General features: G+C 52.1%; 9 protein-coding genes. 7 read left to right on the forward strand and 2 right to left on the reverse strand.

The window, feature by feature from the left end:
* Window positions 1-241: 241 nt before the first annotated feature.
* Complete coding sequence (locus tag ACQ4MZ_RS24535) at window positions 242-4297, forward strand: caspase family protein (RefSeq protein ID WP_430849526.1); 4056 nt, start codon at window positions 242-244, stop codon at window positions 4295-4297.
* Between the two features lie 104 nt (window positions 4298-4401).
* Window positions 4402-5187, forward strand: a complete 786-nt coding sequence (locus ACQ4MZ_RS24540) for a hypothetical protein (RefSeq protein WP_430849528.1) — start codon at window positions 4402-4404, stop codon at window positions 5185-5187.
* Between the two features lie 68 nt (window positions 5188-5255).
* On the opposite strand, the gene ACQ4MZ_RS24545 is transcribed toward ACQ4MZ_RS24540, so the two are convergent.
* Window positions 5256-5525, reverse strand: coding sequence for a winged helix-turn-helix transcriptional regulator (locus tag ACQ4MZ_RS24545; protein WP_430849530.1), 270 nt, complete (start codon window positions 5523-5525; stop codon window positions 5256-5258).
* 166 nt (window positions 5526-5691) lie between these two features.
* Between ACQ4MZ_RS24545 and ACQ4MZ_RS24550 the strand changes: the two genes are divergently transcribed.
* From ACQ4MZ_RS24550 to ACQ4MZ_RS24560, 3 genes are all read left to right on the forward strand, one after another.
* A complete protein-coding gene (locus ACQ4MZ_RS24550; protein ID WP_430849532.1) occupies window positions 5692-6135 on the forward strand; it encodes a DUF6194 family protein in 444 nt (147 codons plus the stop codon).
* 396 nt (window positions 6136-6531) lie between these two features.
* On the forward strand, window positions 6532-8055 hold the full coding sequence (locus ACQ4MZ_RS24555) for a sulfatase-like hydrolase/transferase (protein WP_430849534.1): 1524 nt from the start codon (window positions 6532-6534) through the stop codon (window positions 8053-8055).
* A 187-nt stretch (window positions 8056-8242) separates the two neighbouring features.
* Window positions 8243-10624: an ABC transporter permease gene (locus tag ACQ4MZ_RS24560; RefSeq protein WP_430849536.1), complete on the forward strand. Its 2382-nt coding sequence runs from the start codon at window positions 8243-8245 to the stop codon at window positions 10622-10624.
* 17 nt (window positions 10625-10641) lie between these two features.
* Here the strand turns inward: ACQ4MZ_RS24560 and ACQ4MZ_RS24565 are convergent, their stop codons facing one another.
* A complete protein-coding gene (locus ACQ4MZ_RS24565; RefSeq protein ID WP_430849538.1) occupies window positions 10642-12222 on the reverse strand; it encodes a Na+/H+ antiporter in 1581 nt (526 codons plus the stop codon).
* Window positions 12223-12373: 151 nt separating this feature from the next.
* On the opposite strand from ACQ4MZ_RS24565, the gene ACQ4MZ_RS24570 reads away from it, so the two are divergent.
* Together ACQ4MZ_RS24570 and ACQ4MZ_RS24575 are read left to right on the forward strand one after the other, a co-directional pair.
* Window positions 12374-13324, forward strand: a complete 951-nt coding sequence (locus tag ACQ4MZ_RS24570; protein WP_430849540.1) for a tyrosine-protein phosphatase — start codon at window positions 12374-12376, stop codon at window positions 13322-13324.
* A 55-nt stretch (window positions 13325-13379) separates the two neighbouring features.
* Window positions 13380-14474 (forward strand): PCMD domain-containing protein, encoded by a 1095-nt coding sequence (locus ACQ4MZ_RS24575; protein ID WP_430849542.1) that lies wholly within the window; start codon window positions 13380-13382, stop codon window positions 14472-14474.
* Window positions 14475-14484: the final 10 nt, after the last annotated feature.

Below are 14484 nucleotides of genomic sequence, written 5' to 3' on the forward strand. Positions count from 1 at the left end.
TGGGAAGACGGCGGTGTTGCAAGAATGAGCCTGTAATCACCAAACAAGGGCTCGGATTGCCTGAAATTACCTTCCCGATGAATTAAAATCAACAACCTCTATGCTTTATTATCGAACGGGAAAAATGGCGCGTCGCGAACGGCCTGGCGCTGACAGGCCCGGTAAATAATTTCTTTGACACCCGCCCCGAACACCCCGGAAAAATACCGAAATTGAAAGTCTAGTAAGCGAATTTACCAACATGGGCATCGGGACTATTACCCCTCGACAGCATAAAACAAGACGGAACCGGCTGTTTTTCGTCGCGATCGACAAGTACGATCATTGGACGCCACTCCAATACCCAGTCTCCGATTGCCAGCGATTTTTTGGCGTACTCAAAGAGTTTTACGGCTTCTCAGACGAAAACTTCGTGATCCAGCCGCTTTTCGACGACAATGCCAAAACCGATATTGTTTTCGACGAGATCTGTTACCTGGCCGACAAAGACGAAAACGGCGAGCTGCGCATTCGCCCGGACGAAAACCTGATCATTTATTTTTCGGGCCACGGCCATTTTGATAAGAACAAAGAAGGCTACTGGGTGCCGTCCGATGCACCGGTACTTTCGGAAAGACCAAGCGATTTGAAAAAGCTGATTTCGGTCAGCGAGGTAATCCGGATCCTCTCCAATATCAAAGCCCACCACATTGTCCTCATCGTCGATGCCTGCTTCTCGGAAGCTTTTGCAACGATGGAAATCGATGTAACACAGCAAAGCCTGTCGGCCGAAGCGGAGGAAGTGCCATCACGGTGGGTGCTTACCGCCGGACGCAATGGCGTGGTGCCCGACAAAAGCCCGTTTGCGGATGCGCTGATCGACATTCTCCATACTAATGTGGATGAAAGCGTATCCATCAACTGGCTGGGCGCGCAAATCACAAAACGGGTCCGCGACAACGGGTTTGAGCTGGAACCGCTTTGCAAAAGCCTCGTCAACCAGAAATACAAACTGGGTGAGTTTTTTTTCCATCGCACCGCCAAAGCAGTGGAACCTGCCGCGCCGTTCGACCATGCGAACCTGCAAAATACATTGCGGGCAGGCTCCAAAGCACAGTTTGAGCGGCTTCAAAAAGGTCGCTATAAATACCTGAATATTGAGAGTATCCTGGTTTCGGAAATCAATCTGGGTAAGTACCTCGATGTGCAAGTCAAAACAGACTCGCAGGTTGCTTCACTGGAACTGGCCGTGCAAGCTTTATGGCAAAACAAAAAAACGCAGGCGCTGCTGGTGGGCGACGGCGGTATGGGTAAAACGGTGTCGCTGCTGCTCCTATGGCGGGACATGCTTTTTGAAGAAAACGGCCCCGTTCCCGTATTCATTCCCCTGAACGAGTACAACTCCGCGTCCGAAGCCGAGCGCAGCGACTTCGTGGTCAGGTATATTTGTAAAAACCTGCTCAATATCCCCGAGCCGCCTGCGGAAACGGTAAATGCCCTTTGGAAGCTGTTCGAAACTTCGCGGGAAGGGAAACCAACGATAATCCTGCTGCTGGACGGCCTCAACGAAGTAACCGTTCCGAAAGGGCGGCTGATCGCCACCGTGAACGACCTGGCAGCCCGGGCCGGCGGCACGCAAATGGTGATATCGTCCAGGAACAAGCAAATTGAGAAACTGGACCTTTCCAGCGAGAGTGCCGCGTTAATGCAAATTCTGCCCCTTACGCAGGAAACCGTCGTGGCTTACCTGAAGGAAAAAGGCCAGGAAATACCTGCCAACAAGGATTTGCTGGGGCTGTTCGCGAACCCGATGATGCTCACGCTGTATTCCGGTGCCAACAACATTGCGTTGAGATTCAAAGACGACGACCGCTTTCATTTCAAAAAAGTGACAACCTATGGCGAGCTGCTTTGGAATTTCAATGAAGCCCAGTTGGCACAGCTAACGGACGTCAATGATGAAGCCGATATCCGCTATCAGAATTTTCTCCTGCGCGTACTCGTCCCCTACATTGCGTACAGAATGGAAGATAAGGGCAAATACGCCATTACGATCCGCAAACTCGCCGATCCTACTTTCAATTTCAAAACATTACTGGATGAAGCATTCGCTGAGCTGGATACCGAAGAACTAACGGAATTGTATCCGGAATTCGAAGGCAAACGAAGGGAACTGGGCCTGGGCATACTCACCGGTCTGGACGAAAAAGAGCAGCGCTCCGGAAAAGTAAAGCAGTTCCTGGTCGAGCGCCTCCGCGTACTGGTCATGGAACGTGACGATCTCCGGTTCCTGCACCAGAATTTCAGGGACTTCTTCGCGGTATGCCATATACGCAACATGACGGAGGCCGCAATGGTGCGACGGGTACTGCCCGATGTGTTTTTCAGAAACTATATCCCGGTGTACCTCCGGCGGCTATTGGGAGAAATAGAGGGAGAACATCAATCGGTACCGACCTGGAATAGCTCCAAAGGTCGCTTGGAATTGCTGGAAAGGGAAAACATGCTGTCGCGCCTGATGGATTTGTGCCGGACTGATTCGGGGATCACCGCGGGAGAAGCAGAACGGGCATTTGTGATCCGGAATGTGATGATGATCTGGCTCGATCTCCGCCAAAGCCTTGCCGGCGCCAATCTCACCCGGCTTGACTTACGCCAAATCCAGTTTAACGGTCTCCCGTTAACTCGCCACCAGGGCAGCGCCTACCTTCCGGCGCGGTTTGAGGGCAGCGTGCTCGACGGCGACAGCTTCCTTTTTAAAGGACATTACGGGCAAATTAACCAGGTGCATTACAGTCGTGATGGCCAAAAACTGCTCACAGCGTCGGACGATGGTACCATTAAAGAATGGCTCGCAGCCACGGGTAAGCTTTTACAGACATTTTCCGGCCATACTGACAAAGTAGTATCGGCCAGGTACAGCGCCGACGGCCAGAAAGTGGTTTCAGCATCCTACGATACGTTCGTTAAAGAATGGTCGGTAAGCAGCGGCATGGAACTGGCCAGCTACGAACATTTGCATTCGAAGGTCAACGACGCGGTCTATTCGCCGGACGGCACGAAAATCCTCACGTGTGCCGACGATAAGCTGCTCCGGGAATGGAGCCTGGTTACACGGGAATGCATTACTACCTACGCCGGCCACAGCAAGAATGTATCGGCGGTGTGTTACAGTCCGGGGGGAGATAAAATCCTCTCCGCTTCCGCGGATGCTACCGTCCGGGAATGGCGTGTCAAAACAGGAGAATGCCTTCGGGTATTCAACGGCCATACCGAAAAAGTCAACAGCGTTTGTTACAATCCCGATGAAACGCACATGCTATCGGCATCCGACGACTGCTCGATCATCGAATGGTCTGCGGAAAGCGAAGCTCCCTCCCGCTTTTTCAAAGGACATTCCGACCAGGTATATCATGCCGTTTACAGTGCCGACGGCCAAAGAATCCTCTCCGCATCGAAAGACAAAACCCTGAGGGAATGGTCGGTCAAAACCGGTCTGGAGAGCCGCACGTATTCAGGACACACAGACAGGGTGAACTTTGCAAGTTATTCGCCCGACAAACCCCGGGCCGTTTCTGCTTCCGACGACAAATCGATCCGCGAATGGAGCCTCGAAACCGGCATACAACTCTTCGCGATCAGCGGGCAGTCCGACTGGGTGGTTAACAAATGCGTCGTTAGCCCGGACTCCAAAAAGTTGCTTACCGTTAACTACGATCGTACTTTCACCGAAATATACATCACATCGGGCATTGCCTTGCAGACATTCCGTGGGCATGAAAAATGGCTGCACCGCGCAAGGTACAGTCCCGACGGCACGAAAATCATCTCAACCTCCGACGACCTCACGATCCGTGAATGGCTCGTCGACACCGGGGAATGCATTCGCATTTACAGAGGCCATTCACGGGGCGTCGAGGATGCGGTTTACAGTGCCGACGGCACCCAAATTTTCTCCAGGGATTTCGGGCACAACTTCCGCATTTGGTCGGTAGCTACGGGTGACTGCCTGGAAATCGTGGACGACGACGCGAAAAAAAAGCAACTGCAATCGGATATGCAGCTGTTGATCACGGAGGCTGCCAGGCCATTCAATATCAAATGCCGGTACGCGGAAATCACGGTGAAAGACGCGGCCTCAAAACCCCTGCTTTCGTTTGTAAACGTCTCGGGACTGCTTGTACAAGGTTGCGATTTCCGGGATGTCGATCCGGCCTCGAATTTCCCCGAGGCCGTCAGGAAAAGCCTGAGCAATTACGGCGCCATTTTCAGCGACGAGGACGAGGCCGCCTGGGAGCGCGCAAAAGAGGCATTATGAATAACTCCCTTATGATTTATCCAGTGGTTTCGTAGAAATAATCCTATCTTTCCACCCCATGGGCAGCACTGAAATACCGTAAACTTTTAACACTATTACCAAAAATGGAATCCATCGATCCAAAGCAGTACGTCAGAGAACTTGTACTTCAAAATTCCAGGGAATCGTTCATGACCGAAAGCGAGCGCGAATTCCTCTCGCGAGATCTCACCAGCACCGAAATCGAAACGCAAACCAATGTCGAACAGGCGTTTATGAACGACAAAAGCCTGGTATCGTTTGTATCGGAGGTGTCGGACCAGCGGCGGCAGGACGTACTGCATTCTGTATTGCTGGCGCAACTGGCGGCCAACAAGAAATTTCCGGAGGAAGATCAGATCAAAGACTGGTATGATGAATTCGTGAATGTGCTGAGCAACATCGGCTGGGCTTTTCAATCCGCGAGTTTCACGCCATTCACTTCGGAAGGCTCAACGATCGAAGTCGACAAAGCCATTATCGATCTCGTGGCCAGTGCCGTCGGCGGCTCGGCGCTCGTACCACTCGTGACCAAAACCCTGGACGCCATCAAAGGCCTCAGCGATACCAGCGGCAAGTTTATCGCATTCGAAAAAAATACACACACCGCTACCAAAGGGGCATTCCAGATCGGGATTGCCCAGGAGGTGAACAGCACAGTGTCGCTTCAATTAGGTACCTTCCTGATCACCTCCTCCGACACGATCAAGCAAATTCTGTTTTTCAAATCATCCACCAGCCGAACGACCCTCGAATTCTGCTCGCGCGTAGGCGCGCTGGATGACACCACATACGCAACGGTCCGGGACGCGGTTCAGGCTAAACTGGGGCTGAAAGCGACTGATTTTATTGCAGGTATTGATTTGAGCTAAACACGATACTCCGACAAACCGCATTTGTGCCGCGATCGGGAGTCCGGCGCTGCATGAATGCGGTTACGTCACATCTGGTTTACCGCCCATTGCTGTACCGCCACAATTACCGGCTGCAAAGCCCTGCCTTTCTCGGTAAGACTGTACTCCACCGTGGGCGGGACGGTCGCATAGGCCTGCCTGTGAACCAGTTCTTTGGATTCGAGGAGCTTCAACTCCTTTACCAACATTCGTGTGTTGATGCCGGTCACGGCTCTTTCCAACTGTTTGAACCGCATCGTTCCGCCGATCAGGGTATTGATGATCGACATCGTCCATTTGCCTGAAATCAAGTCCATAGCCGCCTGGAATGGACATTCTGTGTTCGGTAATTCCGTTTTTTCTTCGGCCATAGCCATCTGTAATTCAGCAAAGCTTTACTTTTCACCTCTAAGGAACAAAAGGATAACTACTTGCAAAAGTAACCGTATGCGGGCAATTTCGCATTAACCAAACAACCAGGTTATGCAATTGACAGCTATCAGAGACCGGATCCAAAGCGAATTTGAAAATATACGAGAGGTGGAGGCCGGCGGCGACTATTTTTTCATGTATAAAGACGAAGAGAAATTCCCGTTTGCCACCATTGTGACGAGCGATAACGACTTTGACAGTGTGTCAAACCTCAATCGCGAGGGTTTTTACCGGCTCAATATCGGTATCGACAAAGCGACTTTCCAGCATTTATTTGCCTCTATACCTGCTAAACCGGGAATCGGCGGTTATATGGATTCCGGAATTGATTTCACCGAAGAGAACAGGCTCTTTCCTCATCCATTCTACGGAACAATGAATTGGGTAAGCATCGTCAACCCGACCGAGCAGTCGTATCCGCAGCTCAAAGGGTTCCTGGAATATGCCTATGCCAAGGCTAAAAACAATTATGAAAAAGGGCACCCTCCGGCTTAGCCTTAACTCACCTGATTATGCATCATGACTAAATATCCACAGGCCTCCGGCCAATCAGTACCGCAAAGGCGTTACCGCGGTATAGACCGGCCGGAGGCCTGCGAATAGTATGTGCAAATCAGGAGATTTGCACCAGCGCAGCACGTGATCGGCCAAGCATTCAACTTTACCGGCGCCGATTTCGAAAAATGGACGAAAGAAGCCGGTTTCCACAGAGTCGAAGTGATCCCCTCGCAGGCATGTCCAGTGCGGCTGTTGCTTATAAGTAAAATACCGTTAACTAATAAATTCACATCAAAGCGGTTAATTCCTTCTACAATTCTCCTTAGACACTAAAATTAGTTCGTATTTCCCGCAACTGATTTTAGTGTCACCTTCAATTCAACAACCGCGAAAATGACTTTTAAGGAACGCCTCAGTAACCTGTCCGGCAAACCGGATATTCTCATCATCCTGACCGACCAGGAAAGAGCCACACAACATTTTCCCGAAAACTGGGAGCAGGACCATCTCAAAACACTCACATTCCTGAAAAAGAATGGTTTCAGCTTCGACAGGGCATTCTGCAACACCTGTATGTGCTCGCCCAGCCGCTCGACGCTGCTCACGGGCCTCTACCCTGCCCAACATCACGTGACGCAAACCCTCACCGAAGGCGGCAGGTATTCACCGGCCGAAATCGAGTTGGACAATACCCTGCCCAATATCGCCCGTATGCTTTTTGAAGAAGGCTACGACGTGCAATACCGTGGAAAATGGCACGTCAGCAAAGGTTCGGATGGCGGCAGTCCGGCGGCTTCCGATATCGCGATGTACGGTTTCAGAGGCTGGATCGCCCCCGATGCGGGTGAGGACACTGCCCCCGAGAATTTCGGCGGCGGATTTGCCAATCACGATAAGGCATACGTGCAGCAGGCCATTGCTTACCTGCAGAGCGTCCGTGAAAGAAGGAAAAAGGGTGACAGGCAACCCTACTGCCTTGTGGTGTCGCTCGTGAACCCGCATGATGTACTTTGTTATCCCAAAGGCTTCAATTATGGCTATGGCAACGATTTTCTGAATGGGCCTATCGGGCTGCCGGCGACTGTGAATGAAGACCTCGCAACTAACGGTAAACCTTCCGCGCAGGCGCAGGTGAAAGCGACGGGCGCATTGAGCCTGGGCCCGCTCCATACGCAGGAGAAGCAGACCAATTACATCAATTTCTACGGAAACCTGCTGCGTGTAGTCGATACGGAGATAGGCTTTCTCATTAAGGAGCTTTACCGGGAAGTGGAAGGCAGCAAACTGGCCGATCAGGCGCTGGTAATCCGGCTGGCCGACCACGGCGAAATGGGTATGGCGCACGGAGGCATGCGGCAAAAAGCATTTGTTGCCTATGAAGAAGCAACGCGGATCCCAATGGTCATTTCCAATCCGGTCCTTTTTCCGGAAGATGCCAGTCACAAATCCACCGAACACCTGTCTTCACTGATTGATATCCTGCCTACGATCGCCGCATTTGCCGGCGCGACACCGCCGCAGGGAATAAGGGGTACAAACCTGCTGCCCCTGCTTGAAGAAGACAAACCGGTTCAGGAAGCGATCCTTTTTACTTTTGACGATACCAAAGCCAGTGCTTCCAACAAGCCCAGTGTAGTAAAGGCAGCCAACCGCATCCGTGCCGTGCGTACGAAAGACTGGAAATACACGCATTACTTCGATGCCCTCGGCGGCTATCCCGATGAATATGAACTGTACGATCTGCGCCAACCCGACGCTACCGAATACGAAAACCTCGCCCACAAACCTGAATTTGCTGACATCCGGAAGAAAATGGCATTGCTGCTGGAAGAGCAGGTAAGGCAGAAGCTCCTTCTCAACCCCGAACCATTCGATAAGGAGAAATTTCTGGAATGGTACGAGCGGCAGGGAGAGTAACACGGCTGTCGGCTGTCGGCTGTCGGCTGTCGGCTGTCGGCTGTCGGCTGTCGGCTGTCGGCGAACGTCCTGGTTTGTTAAACGTTCATTTTCGAACAGGAATATCCAGTTATTTATCTGTTAATCAGTAAATTAAAAATCGGGAATAAATTTTGCACGGGCCGTACCGAACCCTATCCGGACTTCTATGCTTAAAAACTATCTCAAACTGGCTTTTCGTAACCTGGTTAAAGACAAATTTTACAGCCTGATCAATATTCTCGGGCTTACCATCGGCGTCACCTGCGGCATGCTGCTGTTCCTGTACGTGGTGGATGAGCTAAGTTACGACCGGTACCACGAAAAAGCTTCGAGGATTTACCGGATCGTTTCGTACATTCGCGAACCCGACAAAATCAACAAATGGGTCAGCACGCAACCGCCGCTGGTTAAAACTCTGAAACAGGATTACCCGTTCGTGGAGAACTACGTGCGGTTTTTTCCCAACGGACGGATGGCATTCCGCCAGGGTGAGCGCCGGTTTTACGAGGAGGATATTTACGCGGCCGATTCCACGGTCTTCGATGTTTTTACCTACCATTTCATAGAAGGTAATGCCAAAGCGCTGCAACAGCCGGGCAGCGTGGTGCTCACGCGTCGCGTTGCGGAGCGGTTTTTCGGCAAATCCCCGGCTCTGGGCCAGATACTTCAAACCAACGACAGTACTTCCTACAAGGTGACCGGCGTGATCGAAAACGTTCCGAAAAATTCGCATTTCACATTCAATGCATTGGTGTCGCTGGACCAAAACCAGCGCAATGCCGACGGATGGGGCGGTTTTTATATCAACAGCTATTTGCTGCTGTCTAAAAACGCAGACCTGAAAAAACTTGAAGCGGGCTTCCCCGGGCTTTACGAAAAATATATGTCAGGGATTTTCAAACGGATGGGCATTCACATTACGTACCAGATGCAGCCGCTCACGAGCATCCACTTGTACTCCAAATTCGATGGCGAATCCAACGGCGATATCGGGTATGTGTACACGTTCAGCGCGGTTGCTTTCTTTATGCTCTTGATCGCCAGTATCAACTATATGAACCTCGCTACCGCGCAGTCGGCCCGGCGGGCGAAAGAGGTGGGTTTACGGAAAGTAATGGGCTCCCTGAAAGGCGCGCTCATCCGACAGTTCCTCACCGAATCCATCCTGATCACGCTCATATCCCTGGTAGCCAGCCTCATTCTGGTGGCATTGCTGCTGCCATTTTTCAATAATGTCTCCGGCAAAGCGATCAGCTACATGCAATTGCTAAGCCCCCAATTTATGCTCATCGGGCTGGCCGTGGTGGTGTTCACCGGGCTGGTCAGCGGCAGCTACCCGGCATTCTACCTGTCGTCATTCGAACCGGCCAGCGTATTGAAAGGTACATTCAAGGCGCGCGGCGGCGGTTTTTTCAGGAAAGCGCTGGTAGTCACACAGTTTTCGATCTCGCTGATCATGCTGATTTGCACCTGGATCGTCTACCAGCAGCTCAACTACATGCGGAACAAGGACATGGGTTACGACCGCGATCAGGTGCTGACGATCGACTACCAGGACGCTCAACCGAAAGACAAATACAACGCATTCCGGAAAGAACTGCTTGATAATCCGAATATCCAGAGCGTCGCATCCGCGTCAGCGCCCGTGAGCAACATCGGAGGCAGGATCATATTCACCGTCGAATCCAATACCGGAATGAAGGAAATGGCTTTCAAACCGACGGCGATCGATCATGACTATCTCAAAACAATGGGCATGAAACTGGTCGCAGGCCGGAATTTTTCGGACGAACTGCCTGCTGATACGGCTAACAGTGTACTCGTCAACGAGGCTGCCGTGAAGCGGATGAACTGGAAAGACCCGATCGGCAAGAAGGTTATGCTCGGTACCGTACCGGCCGACGGCAAAAATCCGCCGCCGACGACCCAGGTAGCAGGTGTAGTGCGTGATTTTCACCAACAGTCGCTCTATAACCCGATCGAACCGATGATCATGGTGTACCGCCGGGCCAATGGTGTGATTCACATCAAAATCAAGACCCGGAATACCGCCGAAACCTTGGCATACATTGAAAAAAAATGGCAGCAAACGTACCCCGACAAGCTGTTTGAGTACCGTTTCCTCGACCAGGATTTTGAGAATGCCTACCATGCCGACGAGCTGCGCGGGAAAATCTGCACCGCATTTTCCGGCCTCACCATCCTGATCGCCTGCCTCGGGCTCTTCGGCCTCGCCACATTCACGACCGAGCAGCGCGTGAAGGAAATAGGCGTCCGGAAAGTGCTTGGCGGCTCGGTTTCCAGCGTGGTACTGCTGTTGTCCCGGGATTTTACACGGCTCGTGCTGCTCTCCTTCCCGATCGCGATACCGGTGGCTTATTTTGCTATGAACCGCTGGTTGCAGAGTTTCCCCTACAAAGCGGACATGAGCGTCTGGATTTTTATCGCTTCCTGCGTTGCTACGCTGCTGATCTGCTGGCTGACGGTCATTTACCAATCCCTGAAAGCGGCACTGGCCAATCCGGTCCAATCGCTGCGTTCGGAATGACGCATTCGGAGGATATATCACTGCATTTTTAACCGTTCTTCTTCGAGGTCAATCAGGAAAAGCTGCTCCCGGATGATTTCTTCATCCATGGCAGGGTCCTTATTGGCCTCGACGATAAATTGGCGCTGGGTTTCTAGCATTTCGAGAAATATCACTTTGGTTTTTTGATTCATCCAGTCGTCGTCGGACGCTTTGAGCTTCTCCTCCCAATGCAGCAAAAGCCTTCGCATGCCGTCGTGGCCATCAAAGTCGCGCTCGTACTTGCCCCGCAGGAATGCGTACGTATGCTCGCGCAAGCCCTGTTTCAGGCGCTTCCGCATGTCCTCGGGCGATTCGACGGCCAAACGTTCGAAAATGTTGGCGTGCTCGATGATGTACGGCAAGGTGAGGCCCTGAACCAGTAATGTGAGCAGGATTACCACGAACGTGATGAACAGTATCAGGTTCCGGTAAGGGAATTCGGTTCCGTCTGCCAGCATGACCGGTATCGACAGCGCGGCAGCCAGCGATACCACGCCCCGCATACCTGTCCACCCGAGGAACATCGGAATGAGCCATTGCCTTCGCCGGGAGCTTGCGCGGGGTACCACGCCGGGCCGGAAGATCATCGTGGCAATCATCGCGGCATAAGAGCTGATCAACCTCGCCACTACCAGCACAGCCGTTACCAGTGCGCCATAGCCGATGGCTGTCTGCAATGGGATGCCTTTTGACCTCAGTCCCTCCACAATTTCAGGCAGTTCCAGGCCGATCAGCAGGAACACAATGCCATTCAGGATAAACACAAAGCTCTCCCAAACGCTGTAACCGCGGATGCGGCTGGAACTGCTCAAAAATTGCAGACGCCGGTTAGCCATAAACAGCCCTCCGCTCACCACCGCCAGCACACCCGAGCTATGCAGCTGCTCGGCTATCCAGTAAAGAAAATAGGGTTCTATTAATGTAAATGCAATGTCCGAGGGCGCGTCGGTGGGTAAGCGCCGGTGCGCCTGCACGAAAAACCAACCCAGTGCCAGGCCGATGCCCACACCCCCGATCACCATCCAGAAGAAGCTCAGCGTCGCATCCTGCCAGACGAACTGCCCCGAAGCCACCGCCAGCAATGCGAAACGGAAAATAATAAGCGAGGAGGCGTCGTTCAGCAGGCTTTCGCCCTCCAGAACGGCCGAAGTCGAAGTCGGGATCTTCACAAACCGGGTAATGGCACCGATGCTGACCGCATCCGGCGGCGAGACAATGCCGCCCAGCAGGAAGCCCAGCGCCAGCGTAAAACCAGGGATGAAATGGCTCGTAACGATGGCGACGGACAGTGCGGTGAAGAAAACCACCAGAAAGGCAAAGCAGCTGATGATCCGCCACCACTTTTTCATTTCCTTGAATGAAATTGACCACGTCGCTTCAAAAAGCAGGGGCGGAAGCATGATGAAAAAGATCAGGTCCGGATCGATTTTAACCACGGGCAGCCCCGGAACAAGGCTGGTCAGCAACCCCGCCACGACCAGTAATATGGGATAAGCAACCCGCAGCTTGTTGGCCAGCATACCCAGCAGGACAACTGCCGCGACCATCGCCAGTAAAAACGGTAAAATACTATGCATGAAAATCGGCGTTTCTTGATCATGCAAAATAGAAAAACGCGCGGAATCCGGCCGCTTTTCCAAACCTAATTCCAGCGTATTCTGTTGCTCATTTTACATGGCCCCATTGCAGCAAGCAAAATAAAGGGCCTTCTTACATCAACAACCTGTCATGAACACCCATCCATACAGCAATACCCTCATTAAAATACCACAATTCCGGGCCTGGTGGCTTTACGCAACTCTCGGTAGTTTCATGCTTTCCTGCAAAGTGAGTGTGCCTGCGGAACACGACGGGAAGGCGGCATATCACAACCTCCTTACCCACGGCGGCGACTCGGCTGCGGTTGCCCAACGCTACCTGGGTTTAGAAAACACCGTTAATTTCAGAGATCTTGGCGGATTAAAAATGAAGGACGGCAAAACCGTCCGAAAAGGACTGATCTACCGTTCCGACAATCTTTCGAAACTCGAATCGAAACAATTCGATCAATTCAATGCCTTGCGTATTGCCAGCGTGTACGACCTGCGCACCGACCACGAAATCGAAGGAAAAGAAGATCATTTGCCATCCAATGTGCGCTACCGGCATACTCCTGTCGTGGAAGATAACGCCGGGGAGATCAAAGGATTAAAAAAACGGGTACTCAACGGCGAAATCACCGAACAGCAGGCAAAGGACATGACCGCCAGGTTCTACGCCGACGCGGTAACCGTGCACGTGGATGCAATTAAGCAGATCTTGAACGACATAACCTCCTCCGACCAGCCCGTACTCTACCACTGTTCGGCCGGGAAAGACCGGACGGGCATTGTCTCAGCCCTGATTTTGTCCATTTTGAATGTCGACCGGCAGCTGATCGTCGATGATTATATGCTATCCAACTACTATCGTCGCAACCGGGCCGAAAAAACGCTGGGCAAGGCAAAGCTGGGCCGGATTATCAAGCCGAAGCTGAATATGGACGCTATCGAGGTTCTTTCCACCGTCGACGAGCGCTTCATCCACGCTACCTTCAACGCCATCGACAGTACTTATGGCGGGATCGACCCATTCATCGAAAACCAGCTCGGAATCGACCAGGCAACCCGATTGAAATTGGTGGCCAAGTTTACCGAATGATCGATACCGGCGGTGATAAAATTCCCCTGAGCGAAAAAATTGTTTAGTATTGCGTATGAAAAGTACAGTACTATTGGCCATGCTGGGCACGTTCCTGACCGTATCCGGGTGTATCAAACCGGAAGCGGAAAACATGGAAGCGGACATTCTGGTGATGACTTTACCTGATTCAGTACTGATATCGCCCCCGTCCATTACCAATACCAGCGTTACCGCGTTCGTCAATTTTTCAAAGCTCAATATTAAAGCCGTCGCACCGCAGTTTACCATCACGGAGGGCGCCAGCATACAACCTGCCTCCGGTATGCCGCAGGATTTTTCCAAACCTGTGACTTACACCGTTACCTCCCAGGATGGCCAGTGGAAAAAGCAATACCGGGTGAGCCTCCTGCAAAACCTCGCGCCGGACTATTTCACGTTCGAAAACTGGACGGTCAACGCCGATGGTAACTACTATGTCCCCTATGAGCTGGTCGAAGGCGAACACCAGAATATCTGGGCTTCGGGCAACAGCGGTTTTTCGCTGATCGCGCCAGAGAAGCGGCCCGAAGCCTACCCTACCCAACGTAGTACCGATGCTGCGAAAGGCCAGTATGCCGCTTATCTTGAAACCAGGTCGACCGGCGCGTTGGGTGCGCTGGTGGGAATGCCCATTGCGCCGGGCAATCTCTTTCTGGGCAGTTTCGACGCTGCCAAAGCGCTGACGGCTCCACTGGAAGCCACTATTTTCGGCGTTCCTTTCAACAAAAAGCCGCTGCGGCTGACGGGTTTCTATAAGTACGTCTCGGGCGGGCCGGTTACTGATAAAACAGGTAAGCCCGTTACACCGGAGCAGCAAGACGTTTGCGACATTTATGCCGTGCTTTTCAAAGCGAGTGCGGAAAAACCGTTCCTCAACGGCGCTAATATCCTCACCGACCCCAGCGTGGCAGCTATTGCGCAACTGGCGTCGGATACACCCACATCGGGCACCGGTTACCAGGCATTTAATCTCGTATTCAACTATAAATCCGAAGTTAACCTCGCTGACCTGGCTGCATTTAACTACAAAATTGCCATCGTGTTTTCTTCCAGTAAAAATGGCGCGGTTTTTGAGGGAGCCGTCGGCAGCAAATTGTATATCGACGACGTGAAGATCGTTACGCAATAATATTTCAAAA

It is taken from the genome of Dyadobacter sp. BHUBP1, from assembly GCF_050587785.1.
In the GTDB taxonomy this organism is placed as follows: Bacteria; Bacteroidota; Bacteroidia; order Cytophagales; family Spirosomataceae; genus Dyadobacter.